Raw genomic sequence first — 19,270 nt, forward strand, 5'->3', positions numbered from 1 at the left:
GACGGTCCCGACGTCAGGATTACACCGTCCGCCTAGGAGTCGTCTCTTGCCCAGCTCATCCCTGTTCGACATCGTCTGCCGCGACGGCGTTCTCATGCCGCTGCCCGGGGCACGGGTGTATTACCACCCCGGGAAGACGCCGGCCAGCCTCGACCTCGCCGCCTACCTGCGCGCGTGGGACGCGGTCGTGCTGGACGACCGGACCTCGGTCGTCGTGCCGGAGGCCGCGCTGGACCGCACGACCACGCGGCAGGCGCTGGGCCGCACGCTGGGCCTGCTGGACCGGCCGGACGAGCTGGCGTTCGTGCCGGTGCCCGGCGATCCGATCGATCCGGTGCTCTGGCACGACCTGGCCGGCCTGGCCGGCATCGAGGCCGTACTGCCGGAGTCGCCGGAGCCGGAGCACCCGTGGACCGTCCCGCGGAGCCGCGCGGCTACCATCAGCGAGCTGGACACCCTGTTCCGTGGGGTGCTGTCAGACGGCGTCCGCCGGGCGGAGAGCACCGGTGACCGCACGCTCGCCGAGTGCCTCGCCCTGGTTCGTGACCTGACCGGGCGACTCTTCCCGGACAGCAGGTTCCCCCACGGGGTGCGGGTGCCACGTACCCGCGAGGAAGGCGCTCTGGGGTCGGTCGCGGAGCGCTGGCTCGGCGACCGGGAGGACTTCACTCGGATCGGCGGCTGGCAGGACCTCAACGACCGGCTGTCCGCGGCCGGCCCGAGGTCGGCCGCGGTGGTGCTGGTCGACCGGCCGCACACCGCGTTCGGCCACGTCTATCTCGCCTATCACGCCTTCGGTGGGCAGATCGCGTGGACCAACCTGGTCGATCCGGACGGGATGATCCGGACCGGAGCCGCGCCGTTCGGACATGATTCGGCAACGTACGCGCGAGCTGTCGTGATCGACCCGAACGGCGTGGTGCTGCGCCCGGCAGGCGTGCCGCCGGAGTCCACATCGGACGTGGCCGCACTACTGGACAAGCCGGTCAGCCGCGGCTACCGCGGCGGCACCCAGCAGGCCGGCCGGGAGCGGCAGGTCTCGCCCGAGGTCCTGGTCGGCCTGCGGCCGGTCGGAGCTCCGCAGGACACCAGCGTCCGGGCCGCCGCCATCGCCGTCACCGGACTGCCCGGCGCCGACATGCGCCTGCACCTCGTGCACCAGGACGGCTCGGTGGAGCACTCCGGCCGGATCGGCGCCCCGGACGTCTTCGTCGGCGTCTCCACGGTGCAGACGGAGGCCGGCCCGCGGGCCGGCTATCAGCCGTTGACCCCGACCGGCCGGACGCCCACGACCGGCATCGCGGCCGACCGGCTGGAGGAGACCGGTGCCGAGACCGTCGCGACCCGCCCGATCGCGGCCGCGCCCGGTCACCACGGCCGCGGCGTGCTGGCCGATGCCGTGACCGAGAGGCTCGGGACCCTGCTCAGCCCGGACGAGGTGGCCTGGGAGGGCTGGCGGCCCGAGGGCGGCACGAACAGTGCTTCGCTCGCCACCTGGCTCGACACGGGTGAACTAGCCGGATACGTGCAGGACCTGCTCGACGACGACCTGCGGTTCGTGCCGGGCGGGGAGGACGTGCCGGAAGCCCTCGCCGACGTCTCGATCGTGGTGCAGGCCCGGCGTGTCGGCACCTACCGGCCCGAGCTGGTCACCGCCCGCAACGTCGGCTATGGCGGCCGGCTCGAGCTCGGCGTGCGGATCGAGGGCCTCGGCGAGCCGGTGTGGATCGGCCCGCTCGGTGTGTGGGAGCAGGTGATGCTCCAGAACCCGCCGGCGCTACTGCCCACGCTGGAGGGGGCGTCCGGCACGGACGGTGACACGGCCGTGCTCGATCCGGCGGTGTGGACGAGCGGACAGGCCGTCGTCGGCGCACTCTCGCAGACGGTCCTCACGCGGATGGGCGTCCGGCGGCAGCGGGAGGCCCAGCGATTCCTCACCGGACGATTGGCCGATGCCGAGTCCCGGCCGGCGTTCCGGCTGCGCGTCGGGTCTGCGTTCGTCATGGTCCGGATCGGTGGGCAGTATCGGGCGGTGGTCCGTGGTGACCTTGAGGTCACGCTGACCGACGGTACGGTGATGAAGACGGACGGCGCGGTCGAGGTGCTGCTCGACGTGGCCACGGCGGTGCGTGTGCTCGTCCCGCTCCGGTCCGTCCCGACCGCCCCGCCCGGCTACGACCACCGCGAGTCCGCGCCCGCACCGGACGGCGTCGACCCGGGTCGCTGGCAGCGGTTGCGGGACGATGCGGAGATCGCGCTTACCCCGGCCCGGCTGTCCGCGTTGCAGCATCAGCCCGGAGCCGAAGATTTGAGTGCGGCGGCTCTGGTCGACTGGATCCAGGTCATCGACCGGGTGCCGGACGACGTCGCGGTCGCCGCGGCCCGGATCGGGTTGGCCGTGTCCGGTCCGCTCCTGCGGATCGCCTTTGACCTGAAGCTCGATCCCGGCTTACTCGTGGTCTTCGGCCCGCACCTGCGGGCGCTCGCTGTCTCGGGCACGTTGCGGGCGGCCGATCTGCTGGAGCGTCTGCGACCGTCCGGCGTGCGGACCTACTCGGACATCGCCTGGCTGGCCGAGGTGGCCGGCCGGCTGCGCCTGACCGAGACGGATCTGGCGGCGCTGCTGACGTTCACCGCCGAGCAGGTGGCACCGGAGCTGCTGGCCACGCTGCGTGACGCCGACCTGAGGGCCGCGATGGACGCCGCGCGGCTGCGGGTGCGCATGTCGTCCAGCGCGGATCTCGGCGCGTCGGAGCTGGGGTTGCGGAGCGCGGCGGAGGTGACCGCGCTCGCCACCGGCCTGGGTGTGGCTCCGGCATACCTGGCCGGCGTCGCGGCATGGGTGCGGCTTGCCGTCGGGGAACTCGGCAGCCCGTACGAGGGCGCCGAGGCGGACGAGTACGAGGAACGGATCGGTCAGGAACATCGGTGGCGCCGGTACGTGGCCGGCGTTCCTGGACCGTGGCAGGCATGGCCCGAGCCCGCCGAAGGGGCCACGGAGACGGAGGCCGAGCAGATGCGCGCCGCGGCGCAGCTGCTCAGCGACGAGCTGGCCGCACAGTATCGGCGCTGGTCCACGAGGATCGTGGACCAGCTCGTCACGATAATGCGCAGGGCCGGTGTCCTCGCTCCGGCGTTGGCCGGCCCGGACGCTGCCGAGCAGTCGCGACGGGACGTGGGAGCCGCCCGCCGCATCGTGCGGCTGGCCGGGCGGCTCGGCGTCGAGCCGGGCGCGCTGGCCGGGCTGCTGCCGTCCCGGCACGCCGAACTGCTGCTGCACGAGTTCTTCGGCGACGTCGCGCTGATGATGACCGCCGACCACACGCGGAAGCTGGCCGGCTTTTCCCCGCCGGCGCCGTCGGACCGCGTGATCAGCGCCGCGGACCGCGCATGGTGGCTGGCCGAGCTGGGGGTCGACGAGGCGACGTTCGACCGGCTGCTGGACACGCCATGGGGTGACCCGTTCGCGATCCGGAGTACCGCGATCCGGGCCGGGCTGCACCGGTCCGACCTTCGGACGCTGACCGAGCTGTCGCTGCGGATCGGCTGCGTGCCGGTCCACCTGCCCTGGGCGGCCCTGTTGCGGGGACTCGACCCGGCGAAGATGCTCCGGGTGGCGACGCGGATCCAGGGCGGGGTGGACCCCGTTCACCTGTTGCCGTTCGCCGCCCTGCTCGGCGACGTGCAGGACGATCCGGACGCGCTGGCCGCGGCGCTGACCGAGACGGCGACGCGCATCTCGCTCGTGCTCGACGACCGGATGCGGCTGCCCTGGACGTTCCGGCAGGTGTTCCGGTGGATGCACGGCCATGGTGGCGCCTGGATCGACACCGCGCACATGACCGAGTGGCTGCCCCGGATAGCGATCCCGTCCGCGGACCGGTACTCGGAGCTTCTTGAGGGCCTGGATCAGCAGCGGAACAACCTGCGACTGGCCCTCAGGTCCGCAGCCGCGCAGTCGTCGTCCGGACCGGACCTGAGGATGCTCAAAGAGCTGTCGGACTGGTCGGCCGACGTATTCGATCTCGTCTTCGTGGGAGAATTCTACCCGCTGATCAGCCACCTGGGGAGCTGGAAGGGGGATGGCCCGGACAGGTTGTTGAAGCGCTCCGCCCGGATCCTGCGAGCGTTGGATGACGTCCATCCGCGGCCGGAGGCTCGCAAGAGGGTGGATGCCGCCAGGGAGTTGCACCTCAAGGCGGGCTCGGCACTTCAGTCGGCAAGGGCACGGCTTGCCTCCGTCGGTAAAGACGCCGCTGTTGCCCGGCAAGGCGTTCTGATACGCGTCACAGTCGACTACACGCTGGAGGTCGTCGGGTACGCCAACGAGTATCTCCGCTCGGACCAGGTTCCACCATCGGTACGCGGTTTGTACCGGTCAGCCGCGGATCGGCTCTCCGACTTCGCCGTCGAATTCCGGGCGGCGATGGCGGAACACCCGGCGCACCGCGTGGTGGATCGCCTTTCGGACAGCGACATCCTGGTCGCTCTCGGCAACGCGGCCACGGCCTCGGGCCGAGCCGCACTCAGCCCCGCCGGCATCGATGTGCTCGCTGACTCCTGGATCGCCGAGCAGTGGGCCGAGAGACTCTCCGTCCGGGCCGATGACCTGCGGGCGGACTTCCGTGAACGGCCCTGGTTCAGCCCTCGCCTGCTGGCCGGGTTGAAGGACGAGAACGGTCAGCCGATCCCGGGTCTACATGCCCTCGCGATCCGGATACACCGTGTCCCTACCGACCTGCCGGCCCTGAGCGAAGCATCCGGCATGCCGATCAACCTGATCGCCGGATTGGCGGGTCGGCGGAGCGTCGATCCGTCGGTCGTCTCGATCGTGTTCGGGTACGACTCGGACGAGAACGTGCCGACGATGGACCAGCTGACGCGGGAAATCGACGATGCGGCTGCGGCGGACGGCACCGACGCGACCACCTACCTGGAAGGTCTCGCCCTGGCCGGATTCCGCTGGCGGGACCGGAGCGTGGCACCGCCGTGGGATTCGGCCGAGGTCCTGCCGCTGTGGATGGGCATTGATCCGGCCTCTCTCCCCGCGCGGATGCCGAAGCGGTGGCCCGAATTCTGGCGGACGGCGCTGGAGGAGCTGGCGGACGTGTTCCAGCTGGACCGCCATCAGATCGCCGACCTTGCTGCCCGCCTGCGAGTGCCCGCCATCTGGGTGATGTCCTACGCGGTGCGCATCGGCGACGTCCCGTCCGGCCTGCTGAAGGACGCTGAGCGGCTGGGTGTGCATGCCGACCTGCTCTTCGCGTTCGCCGCGAGGCTGTCCGTCGATACCGCCGTCCTGACCCGGGACGATCACTTCCTTGCCGGGCTCGCCCCCCAGGACGGCGACGGGCTCTCCCGTTTCGGCTCGGTGCAGCGCGTCATCGCACATCTGCCGGCCGGTACCGCGGACACGCTGCGACAGCGACCGAGGCCGGGCCGGGCGGCAGCGGATCTGCTCGATCCTATGCCGCTGCCGGTGCCGACCGAGGCGCTGTGGACGGTCACCCTGGTTCGTGGCGCCGTTCCCGAGGCGCTGACGCAGCGCTTCGCGGAGACCAGCATTCCACCGCGACTGCTGCTCTCCACCGCGGCCGCTCACAGAACGTCGATGAGCAACGTCGTGCTGGCCCATCAGTACATGCCGTTCGAGGACAAGGGACACGACGTCATCGCCCGCGGGCGCTTCGACGGGTACCCGGGCTGGGTCCGCAGGCTGGCCGAGCACGCGCACCTGACCGAAGCGGAACTGGCCTGGGCGAACCAGGTGCTCCTGGAGCACCGCGACCGCGGCGACCTGAGAAAGCTGCTCGCGATGGAGCCGCGGGCGGCCAGGCAGCTGATGCTCGGGGTACGCCTGGCGCGCGGGAGGCTCACCACCGACGCGCTGACCGCGCTGGCGAAGAGCTACCCGGACGACGCGACGGACATGCTGCGCACCGCGCTCGACGGTACGTTCCTTACGCATGAGTACGTGCCGCTCCTCACCGACGTGCCGATACCGGCCGGGGACGTGCTGTTGTTGAAGGCGTCCGGTGACCCCGACAAGGTGCGAGCGCGGCTCGATGTCGAGGCACCGGCAGCCGGGCTGGACGGGACGGACGTCTCCATTCCGCTGACCGGGCTCACCGACGGCTGGGCGTCGCTCAACCGCATCGTGTGGGAATCCCACCAGGATGGCAAGGTTTCCCGGCCCCGTACCGCCCTCGTCGCGCTGAAAACCGGCTTTGGCCAGGATCGGCAGGCGTACTTCAGGCTCGCGCAGATCTTCTACGCCACCCTGCCGGTGCTGCGCCGGATGGGCCTGCTCGCTCCGTCCGGCCCGTCCCTGACCTGGCCCGGAACGGGCTGGACCACCCCTGGAGAGTTCTTCGATTTCCATAGCAACCCCCAGCGGGTCCTGCAGCTGATCGAGGGCACCGGTATGGCGGTCCTGTACCTGGACGCGGTGACTGTGCCCCAGATACAGGCGGCGGTCACGATTTTCGACGTCTTCGTGACGGCGGCGCGGACCCGCGCCGGGATCTCGGACCTCGACCGGTGGGCACTCCAAGCGGCGGATGCCGGCCGGGACGAGTCGGTCCCGCTGCGGCGACGGAACGAGAAGGACATCCAGTGGATCCTGCCGTTGATCGCCGATCCGGTGGCGCGCTGGCAGGTGGCAGCCCTCTTCCAGGTCGTCGACTGGCCGTGGGGAAGAACGACCGGCGGCCAGCCGGGCAACGTGGAGTTCATCGAGGTGCAGCCCCCGACCGGCATGGGGCCGATCCTCGATCAGACTGAGCCACCGTCCTATGCGTGGCAGGACCCCGAGCTCGGTGCGCCGGCCGGCTCGACGCCCCAGCAGCTCGTCGAGTGGCTGTCGGCACGTGTGCGGAGCGGCCTGCATCCGGTGCCGCACACCGGTGACCGGCAGACCCCGCTCGGCCGGCCGCTCATGCTGTCCATGAAGGTCGAGTTCCCGGTCCTGCGGACGGCGAACTCGTGGACCGCGGTCTCGGCGGCAGCACGGGCCAGGCAGATCAACGAGCGGCTCCGCGAGCTCGGTGCGACCGGCTCGCTCCACTCGCTGACCGGGACGTGGCGGCTGACGTCGGCCGATCTGGGCCGGTCGCGTCATCCCTGGCGGGAGCTCGCCGAACTGCTCCACCTGGTAAAGCGGTTCGGCGCGCAGCCGGTCGACGGCTCGATGACCGTCCAGATCGGAAACGTGACCGCGCAGACCGCGAGCGCCGTGCGGGCCCTGATGGAGATGCACCGAGACGTCATCGATCGCCTGCTGACCGACCCCGCCGATGGCTGGGTACGGTCGCGGGCCGGCCGCCTGGCGGCCCTGAGTCATCGCGGTCTCGGAATCTCCGGCCTCGACCCGGTTCTCGACCTGCCGGTGCTGCAGGTACAGATCAAGACGCTGCTGGGCCTGGTCGCAGCGGCTGAGCGTGACTTCACCGGAATTGCCGAGGCGACGGCCGTCCGGCACCCGTCCGAGGCCGGGCAGCCGCTCGACAACCGGTGGCGAGGGTATGCCTTTCCCGGCGACCGGGAGAACCGGCTCTTGAACATCTTGTTCAAGACCCCGGAGGATCGCTGGCAGGCGGGCGCGCTGTGGGTCCTCGCGCCGTGGCACCCCGGTGATGACCACGCGGGCCTGCCGTACGGCCTGTCCGTCGCCGAGGCGACGCTGCTGGGCCTGTCCCGATGGGGGCAGGAGCCCGCCGGCGTCCTGCGCTGGGAGCACCCGGCTTTCGCGATGACCGCGCTGCCCGCCGGAGTGTTCGGGTTGCCGGTCAGCGAGCTTCCGGCGCGCTTCCCGCGTGAGGTGGTGGAGCGGGCACGTGCCACCTACCTGCTGGCTTATCCGGGTGACGGCGAGCTGGCGGTGCGTCACCGGGCATCGGTGGCGCGGGCCGCGTGGGCCGACGTCACGGGAAGCAGGCGGCCGGCTGGCTGGTGGCAGGCGTGGTACTCGGAGCTGGGCATGTTCCCCGGGACCGGCGAGGAACGACATCTTCCGGTGGTACGGGCCCAGGACCGGGCCGTGGCCGGGTGGGTGTCTCGCCTGCTGGACGCGGATCCGGGTGCCGAGGTACTGCGTGACCTTGATCGGTGGCTGGCCGCGCACGGTGGTGACGAGGCTGCACGGCAGCAGCGGCGCGAGGTTCGCGAGCGGCTCAGACCGGCGGTGCAGCCCGCGGGCCCGCCTGCCGGTCTGCGGTCGATCCGGGTCGATACCAGGCGCGATCCGCTGCTGGTGTCCGTGTTCCGGTCCGGCCTCGCCCAGGGTGTTCTGCCCCCGGACGTGGGGCGTAGCGGCGCGAAGACGTTCGACGTGGTGAAGAGCTATGTGATCGAGGCTCTTCGAGGCAGTCCTGGCCGGTTCGAGCGGATGGCCGGTCGTACCCTCGGTGAGCTGCTCGCCGAGGCGCTGCCGGTGGGTGTGCTGACGGCCCTGGACCCGGGGTTCCGGCTGTCCGTCCCGGAACGGGCCGATGACGGTGGTGCGGCGCTGGAGCTCGCGCTGGCGAACGAGCGCCTGCGGCTGCGCAGTGAGGTCGCAGCCGCTTTCGACCGGGGTAATCCGGTGTTGATCGATCTGCTGCACCGGGTGCTCGGTGACGACGACGAGTTGCTCACCGACGGGCTGATCAGAGCGGTGAAGGAGCTGCTCGATGGTGAGCCCGCCGGGTTGCCCACCCGTACTGCGGTGCTGACCACATTGATCGACCACTACAGCCCGGACGGCAGCGTCGCCGTACCGGAGCTGCTGTGGACGGTGAGTCTGGCGCTGAACACTACCGTTGTGGTCGCCGAGGACGGCCTGCGGACGGCGTACGGGCCGGGCGGCGGATCGACGCTGCACGTCGAGCGTGACCCGGTGGACGGCTTCCGTATGCTGGCCGATCCGCGCCGGCTTCTGGCCGAGGCGGCCGCCGTCCCGGCGCTGTGGGACGGGACGGCCACGGACTGCGTCGATCGGGTCGAGCTGCTGCTCATCCTGTTGGACGTTCCGCTGTTGCACGTGGCCACGACGGACACGATCAGCCTCGACCTGCTGGGCGCGCGCCTGGGCGGACGGTTCCAGAAGCCGACCAGAGGGGCCGCGTTGATCGCTTTGCCGATCGGCACGGTCACTCCGGTGTGGATCGTCGAGCGCGCGCACATGGTGCTGGTCCACCGCTACGACGAGACGAATTACACACTGATCGAGACGCAGGCGAACGGCGCTGACCGGGTGCAGCCGTTCACGCTCAGCAGGCGCGGTGACGGACTGCCGGCCGCGCTGGCCGGCACCGTCCGGCTCCTCGGCAACGAGGACGCGGCCGTGCTGGGCGTGGACTTCGTCGACAAGCGGATCATCGCCGGGCCCTCCGGCTCGGCGGCCCCGCCCGCGGACCGCACGGTGGAGGCGCTGCTCGACGGTGGCGGCCGGCCGGGCATGATGCGGCGGCCGTCGCCCCCGTCGCCCCGGCAGCAGGCCGACGATGTGACGCTGCCGTCCGGCCGTACTCCCACCGGTGTGCTACCGGCCGCCGAGCTCACCGGCCCCGGTGTGCGGACCGTCGAGCTGCACCCGATCGCGATCGAACCCGGGCGGGACGGCCGCGATGCGGTCTCGGACGCGGTGACCGCGTGGCGCCGCATGCTGCCGGATGCCGACGCGGCCTCCTGGGACGGCTGGCGCATCGAGGGCCGGGCCGGCGCCGGTGTCCCGATCTCGGAGCTGCTCGGCACGGACACACTGCGCGAGAACGTGTCCGCGCTGCTCGATGGCGGCCTGCGGATCGTGCCGGCCGGGGACGCGTCCCGGCCGGTGCCGCCGATGCTCCGCGACGTCTCACTCACGGTGACCGCCAGCCGCGCCGGCGAGTACCGGCCGGAGTCGTTGGACGGTCGGCAGATCCGCTACGAGGGGCGGCTCGCGGTCGTCGTACGGGTCGACGGCCTCGCCACGCCCGCTCAGGTCGGACCGATCGGACTGTGGGAACGGGCGATCGTGCCGGCCCCGTCCGCGATGCTCCCCGGCATACCCGCTCTGCCCGGGCAATCGGGCCTGGCCCAGCCGGTCGACGCCGGGGCGTGGGCCGACGGCCGCGCGATGATCGGCCAGGTGACCGCCGCAGCGCGGCGGTGGCTGGCCGACCTCGGGGTACAGGGAAATGCCCGGGAATTCATCGCGCGCGGCCTCACCGACAGTGCACGTTTTAGGATCGGGCTCAGTGGCGTGGCACCGGTCGGCACGGTGCGCATCGGCAATCAGTCCCGGGTGGTGGTCCGCGGCGACCTTGTGATCCAGCCTCAGCCGAGGGGTCCGATCAGCACCTACCCGAATGCGGTGGAGGTGCTGCTCGATCCGGTCACCGCCGGACAGGTGCCGGGCTGGCTCCCGCCCGCCCCGCCGGCTTACGCGCCCGCCACCGCGGACGATGCCCGTCGACGCCGGCTGCAGGACGACGTCGCGATCGCCCTCACCCCGGCACGCCTGGAGTCGCTCATCCATCTGCTCGGGGCCGGCGTGCCGAGCCCGGAGAGGGTGGTCCGCTGGATCGAGGTGATCGGCCGGGTCCCGGACGACGCCGCCGCGGCCCGGATCGGGCTCGTCGTTCCCGGCCCGCTTCTCCGGCTGGCCGCCGAGCTCCTCGTCGATCCGGAGTGGCTGGTCGTCTTCGGTTCGCACCTTCGGGCACTCGCCTCGGCCGGCACGACGCGGCCGCTCGACCTGCTCGGTCGTCTGCGGTCCTCCGGCGTCCGTACCGTGGGGGACATCGTCTGGCTGGCCGAGGTGGCCGGTCGGCTGGAGCTCGGCGAGACCGACCTGCCGGCGCTGTTGACCTTCCCCGGTCAGCGCGTGGCGCCGGAGCTGCTGGCCACGTTGCGTGACGACGATCTCGTCACGGCGATGGACACCGCCCGGATGCGGGTGGTCATCATGTCCAGCCCCGATCTCGGTGCACACGGGCTGGGTCTGCGGCATCGGGACGAGGTGACGGCGCTCGCCACCGCGCTGGGCGTAAAACCGGTACACCTGGCCGGGATCGCACCTCGCATCCGGCAGGCGTTCGCGGCGCTCGGCAGCTCGTACTCGGGCGGGCAACCGGACCGGGCTACGCGGATTGCGGCCGAGATCACCGCGTCACTCCTGGCCGACGGACTGGTCGTCCCGGTGTACCCCGGGATCGCCGACCGGACCGACGCGGAGGCCGTGCGGGAGGTGATGGAGGTGACCGGGCGGCTCGGCGTGCATCCCGGTGCCCTGGCCGCGCTCCTGCCGTCCCGGCGCATGGAGCTGCTGCTGCACGAGTTTCTCGCGGACATCCCGCTGGCAGCGATCGCCGGCTACGTGCGGAAGCTGATCGACTCGGCCCCACCGGCGTACCGCCCCGCGACCACCGAGGCGGAACGCGCCCGGTGGAGCGACGAGCTGGGTGTAGCCGCCACGACGATCGAGGAGCTGCTGAGCGTTCCGTGGGGCGATCCGGAGCGAATACTGACGGCCGCGTCCCGGGCGGGGCTGGACCGGCTCGACCGCGCGACGCTGACCCGGCTGTCGCTGCAGATCGGCTGGATTCCCGTCGATCTCGGCCGTACGTCCGTCCGGCGGGGGGTCGAGCCGGCGACGGTGTTGCAGGTCGCGGCCCAGATCGAGGGCGGGGTGGAGCCGAACCACCTGATGCCGTTCCAGAATCTGATGAACCGCTTCGTGGCGCCGGCCGGGCGTGGGACACGGACGATGACGGCGGCCGTGCTGGCGAGGCAGCTGGCGCATACGGCACGGTTCCACGTACCACTCCTCGACGAACGGATGCAGCTGCCGTGGGTGTTCCGGCAGATGTTCCGGTGGATGCACGCCCAGGGTGGCGACTGGATCGACACCGGCATTCTGCCTCGGCAGCTGGCTGACCTTCCGGGGCTGACTGTCGAGCGGTACACCCAGCTCCGCTCCGGACTGGAGGAGCGGGAACGGCTTGTGCGCGAGGCTACCGAGCTCGCGCTGAGTTCATCGATCGAGCCCCCGGGGCTACGGCCCCTGATGGAGGAAACCACCGCCTGGCTCGCCCGCATCCGGACCGATTTCGAGGCCGATCTCGGATCCCGGGCCGGTGATGCGGGCCCGCGGGATTACGACCGGAGCGCCGAACTCGGCCGCCAGCGGAGCCGGGTGGACCTGGAGGAGAGGGTGACCCGGGCCGCCGGTGCGGCCGGAGCGCCGGTGCCACTGGCGGCGGTCGAACGACTGCACGCCGCAGAAGAGAAGCGGCAGCAGGCGATCGACACGTTCGCCTCGGCCTACGGAGGACCCGAGTCCTCGCACGGTCTCCACACCTGGGGGCTCCAGGCGTCGATGATCCAGCGGGACCTGGCGTTCGCCGAGGCGCTCGCCGCGTACACCGGCCAGGTTCTCCGGTCACTGTCGGCGTCGCCGGAAGTGGCGGCGGTCGCCGACGCCGTGATCGGCCTGGTCGCGGATTACCGGGCGGCGAAGGCGTTCCATCCGGCGAACCGGACCGTGGACAACCTGACCGACGGTGAGATCGGCGAGATGCTCGGCAGCGCCTCGCCGGCACCCGGCCGGGAGCTGCTCAGCGACCGCGAAGTCGGTCTGCTCGCCGATTCCTGGCGAGCCGGTGCATGGTCGGAGATGCTGAAGGACGTCACGCTCGAGGACATCATGAACGATGTCCGGGAGCGGCCGTGGCTGAGCCCGAGCTCCCTGATGTGGTTGACGACGACGACCGGCCTGCCGGCCGCCAGGATGCGCGCGTTCGCGATCCGGCACGACCGGATCCCGGAGGACCTGCCGCTCATCGCCCGCGATATCCGGATCGAGGGGAGCGCGGGCCCCGTGCCACCGGCCATGGTCGTCGGACTCGCGACGCGGCTGGGGATCGATCCGCAGCTAGTCAGAGTGCTCGATCTCGTTCCCGGAGCGGGGACGGTTGTGGACGTGGCGGCGGTCGAGCGTATGGTCGGCGAAGCGGCCGGCGCCGCCGGTACCGACGTGGCGACGTATCTGGAGAGCCTCGCGGTGTCCGGATATCGCTGGAGCACCCGAAACCTGGCACCACGCTGGAATTCGGCGGGTGTGCTGCTGTCCACCTGGACGGGGGTCGGGCCGGAGATTCTCGCGGCCGGGCATTCCCTGCGGCTGGAGCACTGGCGGAGGCTGCTCGACGACCTGGCGGAGCTGTTCCGGCTGGACCGGCACGCCATCTCCGTTCTCGCCGCCCGCCTCCGGGTGCCGACATCGTGGATGCTGTCGCTCAGTGTCCGGATCGGTCGTGTGCCCGTCGAGCTCCCGCAGATCGCCGATCGACTCAACGTGCGCGCCGACCTGCTGTTCGCGTTCGCGGCCGGCCTCCCCGTCGACCCGCTCGTCCTGACGCCGGCCGACGGGATCGCCGCGCTCAGGCGGCGGGTCCCCGGGCCCCGATTCGCCTCGGCGACCAGCGCGATCGAGGCCCTGTCCGAGGAGCACCGCGAGGCCCTTCGCCGGCGCCCGTCACCGGGCCGGCTGTCGGCCTGGGACAAGCTCGTTCCGGCCGGTGGAGCCGAGCCGGCCAGCCCGCGATCGCTGCCGCCGATCACCGAGTCGCTCTGGCGCATCGCCGTGGCCACCGAGGCGGTGCCGGCCGACCTGGACACCATCTTCACGTCCAGCAATGCCGATCCGAGGGATCTGATCCAGATCGCGGAGCAGCTGCGCATGCCGGTCGGGGTGGTGGCCCTGGCCGAGCAGTTCATGTCCACCGCGGACGCCGGATCACGCGGTGACGCCCGGGAACGGCTGATCGCCGGATACCAGCCCTGGGTCGATCGGATGCACGCGCACGCGCACATCACCGAGAAGGAGTTCGTCTGGGCTAACGATCAGCTGCGGGCACACAACCGGGGCAACCTGGGAACCCTCGGGAGACAGACGCCACGGGCGGCCCGGCAGCTCATGCTCCAGGTGCGCCTGGAGTCCGGCCGGCTCACCGGGAGCGCACTCTGGGCGCTGGCCCGTGACCATCCCGGCGAGGCGACGGAGATGCTTCGGACCGCGGTCGGCGACCGGACCTTCACCCACCGGCTCACGCCGTCGATGTCGGCCGGTCTACCGATCCCGGTCGGCGTCGAGGTGCTCCTGCCCGCGCGGCCAGACCTGACGACACTGATCGAGGCCGAGGCGCCGGGTGCCCGGTCCTGGGCAGAATTCACGGTGCTTCCGCTCCGCAAGAACTGGACGTCGTTCCGGCGCATCCTGCGGCAGATGATCGACAAGGAGACGCGATCCGTTCCCAGCGCCGCGATCCGAGTGCATACCAGCTTCGGCCGGGACACCGGTGCGTACCTGCGGCTCGCCCAGCTCTTCTATGCCAGCCTGCCGGTGCTGCACCGGATGGGCCTGCTGGCCCCGGCCGGCCCCGGCGAGGCGACCGTTACGCCCGGCTGGACGACCTTCGCCGACTTCGCCGCGGACCACGCGGACCGTGACCGGATGATGCAGGTGGAGAACGCCGGCCGGCGCAGCGGTGGCACGGTGATCTTCCATCTGGGCGCGGTGACCCCCGCTCAGCTGCAGGTCGGCGCCACCGTCTTCGCCGGGTTCGTCGAGGCGGCCCGGGAGCCCGGCACGGTCGAGGACCTTGACTCGTGGGAGTTCGCGGAGGCCGGATCCTACGCGGCCGGTTCAGTCGCGCTGCATCGTCGGTACGAGGACACCGGCCTGCGCGTGTTCGACCTGATCACCGATCCGGTGGCACGCCTGCAGGCTTTCACCCTCTTCCAGGTCGCCGACTGGGCACCCGGCACCAGTGCCACGGGCCTCGTGGAGGTCCGGCCGCCGGTCGGCATGGGACCGGTCGCCGGGCAGGACTCGGCGCAGGCCGGAGGATGGCAGACACCGCGGCGGAACCGGCCCTCCGCCGACACGGCCGGAGCCGTCGAGGAGTGGTTGCGCGAACGCGTCGAAAGCGGTCTGCACCCGGTGCCGCACACCGGTGACGAAACGGACCGCCTCAACAGGCCGCTGACGGTGTCGGCGGAGTTGACGTTCCCGATCCGCAGGACGGCCAATCCCTGGACGGCAGTGCCGGCCAGGGAGCGGGCCGCTCGCATCGTCGCGGACGTCGGCGCGCTGTTCCCCGGTGTGCTGCACGAATCCAGCGACGGCCGCTGGTGGCTGACGCTGCAGGACCTGAACGGTGCGGAAAAGCCCTGGCAGCAGCTCGCCGCCGTCCTGGACGCGCTGGCGTACGCCGGCGCGGAGCCGGTGCGCGGCTCGATGTCCGTCCGCGTCGGCGCGGTCGGTGAGCGGACCTTCGACGTCCTGCGGAGCTTGATGACCGGGTACGAGGACGTCCTGCACCGCCTCAGCACCGACCCCGCCGAGGACCGGGTGCGGTCGCGTGCCGCCCGCACCGTCGATCGACGGCCGGACGGCGAGCTGCGTTTCGAGGGCCTCGACCTGGCCCGGGACCTGCCGGTGCTGCAGACGCAGCTCAAGACCCTGCTCGGTCTGGTCCGGGCAGCCGGGCGGGACTTCACCGTGGAGCCGGCCGACGCTCACCAGCCCGGCTCGGGCAGGGAACTCGGCGGCCGGTGGCGGACCTTCGACCCGCCGGACGAGCGGACGAAGCGGTTCCTGGACCAGCTGTTCCAGGGAGCCGACGACCTATGGCAGGCGCGCGCGTTGTTCGTCACCACGCCCTGGCATGCGGGCGATGATCACGCGGGTCTGCCGTACGGGCTGTCCGCCGCCGAGGCGGAGACACTCGTCCGGTCCGCGCCCTGGCCGGATGACATCCGCAAGTTGATCATGGGTGAGCACCCGGCATTCGCGATGGCCGCGCTGCGCGACGGGCCGGCCGGGCCGGCCTCCGACGCCGCAACCCTGCTGCCGGCCCGCTTCCTGGACGGCCTCGTGGCGCGGGCGCGGCTCGTCCATCAGCTGGCCTACCCGGGTGGTGGTGGGCGGGAACTGGAATCTCGTGCGTGGATCGCGGAACACGCCTGGGCGGAACCGGCGCGGAGCCACCGGTCAGCCGCCTGGTGGGCCACGTGGTACGCCGAGCGCGGTGACACGCCGAGCACCGAGGGCATCTCGCGCACGATCCCGGTCAGCGGGGACGGCGATCCGGACATCACCGGGTGGGTCGCGGACCTGCTGTCCACCGATCCGGGACTCGACGTGCTGCGCGACCTGGAGAGGCAGCTCGCCGGCCAGGATCAGGACGAGCCGGTCCGGCGACAGCGGGCGGCGGTGCGGCATCGGATCGCCGAAGTCACCGGCAGCCTGACGCCGTCGGCCGTACCCCCGCCGGATCTGATGCCGGTCGACGCGCGGCCAGACGACGAAATGCTGGAGTCCGTCGTGCGGGCCGCTCGGACCCTGAACCTGTTGCCTGCGGCGATGACGGACGAGGACCGGGCGAGTACCCGTGCTGCCACCCAGTATGTGATTCGCATCATGCGGGAGGAGCCCCGGAGATTCCGGGACATGCCCGGTCGCACCGTCGGCGCGCTGCTCGCCCAGGCGTTGCCGGTCGGCGCGCTACTGGCACTGCAACCCGGATTCCGGCCGATGGAGCCGAACCCGGCCGAGTTCGCCCGATGGGCCGGCACGGCCGGGGATGCCGCGGCGAGCGAGCGATGGGCGGAGGAGGAGCGTGTCCGGCTGCGTCGCGACGTCGCGGCCCGTCTCGATCAGGGTGACCCGTTCCTGATCGATCTCCTGGGCCGTGCGGTCGCCGTACGTATCCGGGACGACACCGACGCGGTGCCCGACGACACCGACGCGGTGCTCGACGAGATCGACGCGGTGCTCGACGAGATCGACGCGGTGCTCGACGAGATCGACGCGGTGCTCGACGAGATCGACGCGGTGCTCGACGACACCGTCGCGGTGCTCGACGACACCGTCGCGGTGCCCGACGACACCGTCGCGGTGCCCGACGACACCGTCGCGGTGCCCGACGACACCGACGCGGTGCTCGCGGCCCTCACCGACCATCTGGAGGCCAATCCGGCCACCCTGCCCAGCCTGCCCGAGCTGATGGCCGACGTTCTGGAGACGTGGGTCCCGGACAACAGCGTCGCCGAGCCGGAGCTGCTCTGGGCGATCGCCGCCGCGCTGAACATCCGGATTGTGCTGTCCGAGGAGGGTCTCCGGACGGCATACGGGCCGGAGACCGGCCGGACGTTGCACCTGGAGCGCGGCCCAGCCGGCAACGTCCGCGTGATGCTGCCCGGCATGTCCGAGTCGGGCTCGGACCAGGACGTGACCGCGGACCCCGACGACCCGCCGGCTGACGAAACCGGCGACCTGTGGGTCTCTCCGGTGCTGGAGACGCCGCAGCCCGCGATGGATTCGATCCTGGCGCCCGGTCCGGCGTCGTTGAGCGATGTGCTGTTCGCGGCGAAGATGGCGGGTCCTGGTGTGGCCGAGCTGAGCCGGATCGACCCGGTCGCGGGCCGGATGTGGGCGGAGGCGATGGAGTCGCTGCGCCAACTGGCCGAGCTGCCCGAGCGGGAGGCCTCGGTGCTGTTGCTTGACCCGGGGTTCGGTGAGGCGATCCGGCGGGTGGCGCGGTTGGTGCCGGATGAGACGCATGCTGTGGTGCGGCCGTTGCTGGCGTTGGACGGCGCGTTACGGGCGGGTGTGTTTCCGGGTGGTTGGTGGCCGGCTCCGATGCCGGTCTTGGTGCTTGGTTCTTGGAGTTCGCAGCAGCAGCCGGGGGACGTTCTCGGCAAGGTTCGTGCGCGTGCGGTTCTTGCTGATCGGCCGGTGATTGTGGTTGATCTGGCTGGTGCGCAGGGGGTGGTCGATGCGGTGCTCGGGGAGTTGTCGGAGGCGTTGGTGTGGTATCGCCGGATTGGTCCGGTGCCGCTGGTGGTGGTGGGTCGAGCGACGGGTTATGGTCAGCGGCTTTTCGGTGAGCTGCGAGCGCGGCATGGTCTGGTGTCGCTGGCTGTTGAGGCGGCCGGATCTGGTGATGCGTGGCGGTTGCGGGACGTGAATGGCGGCACCGTTGGCGATCTTGAGGGTGAGCCGTCCGTTGGTGTGTTCGAGCGGGCTCGGATGCTTTCTCGTGGTGCGGCGGCGAGGTTGCCGGTGGCATTGGTGGAGTGGTTGCGGACGTGGGATCCGGATTCGGCTGAGGCGTATCACCGGCGGAATGTGGAGCGGTTGCGTGATCCGGCCGTGTTGACTGCGTTGCGTGAGTTGGCTGGTGCGAGTTCGGGTGATGCGCGGTTGGCGGTTTTCCGGACGGCGTTGGAGCTGGCGCGTGAGTTCGGTGGGGTGGGTCCGGAGGAGGGTCCGCGGCCGGTGGCGCTCACGATGTTGGATGTGGAGCCTGCGTGGTCTGAGGCGCGTGGGCGGGTGCCGGCGGTATTTGTGTATGACTTTGTGCGGGTGACGGGTGACCGGCAGGTGCGATTCCCGTGGGATGGTCTGTTGTTTCAGATGATGGTGGCTGGTGTGCTGTCTGGTGTGCAGGTCGTGTCGTTGTTGCGGGCTACGGCGGTGACCGGTAAGGATCGGGCGAGTGTCACGATGATGGAGGCGGTCGTGGAGTTGTTGTCGCTTCCGCGTGATCGGGGTGTGTTGGATGCGGATCCGCTGGTTGATCCACGGTTGAAGCCGATTTTTGATCGGATCGGTAAGATCACCAAGGGTGTGGATGGTTCCTATGAGGGCTGTCTGGATCCGTATGATCGGGTGGCTTGGACCGGTCGGCTCACCGCGTTGAAGGATGGTTTGGCGCGTGGTGACGAGGCCGCGCAGATGCACGCGAAGCTGATCGACACGGTGACGTACGCGGTGTCGAATTGTTGACGGGTTGTCGGGCTGGTGATCTGACGTGGTCACCGGCCCGAGGGTGGGCCGGGGACTGGTCGGGGACGACCTTGATTCGGCGTGCCGAGCAGATCCGCGGTCTCCTCCACGGAACGCCCCATCAGATAGACCTCGACCAGCGTGAGGCGCATCGGGGCGGGTAGCTGTTCGATCGCTTCCGCACCTGCGCCCGGGTGAGCACGGCCTCGAGGTCATCGCGCGGATCCGGCCGGTCCGACCCGGTCATCACCGCTATCGCTGCGCGCTGAGCGGAGCGGATGTGGCCGACCGCGAGGTTGCGCGCGACGGTGTAGAGCCACGGTAGCCGCCAGGCGCCATCCGGTCCTCAACCCGGCGAGCGGTCACCCAGAGTAGCTCGGCGTCGCCGGTCGGATCGACACTGGCGGCCGTCTGCAGCAGGGGGCCTGCGCGGGAGGCCGGTCGGCCGGGCCT

The 19,270-nt window shown here is 71.1% G+C and carries 1 protein-coding gene; it reads left to right on the forward strand.

The genetic code is table 11. The annotated features are described in order from the left end of the window. The first annotated feature begins 46 nt into the window (after window positions 1–46). A complete protein-coding gene (locus tag J2S42_RS33410; RefSeq protein ID WP_307245668.1) occupies window positions 47–18,817 on the forward strand; it encodes a hypothetical protein in 18,771 nt (6,256 codons plus the stop codon). Window positions 18,818–19,270 lie beyond the last annotated feature (453 nt).

Origin of the sequence: Catenuloplanes indicus (genome assembly GCF_030813715.1) — a bacterium.
Taxonomy (GTDB): Bacteria; Actinomycetota; Actinomycetes; order Mycobacteriales; family Micromonosporaceae; genus Catenuloplanes; species Catenuloplanes indicus.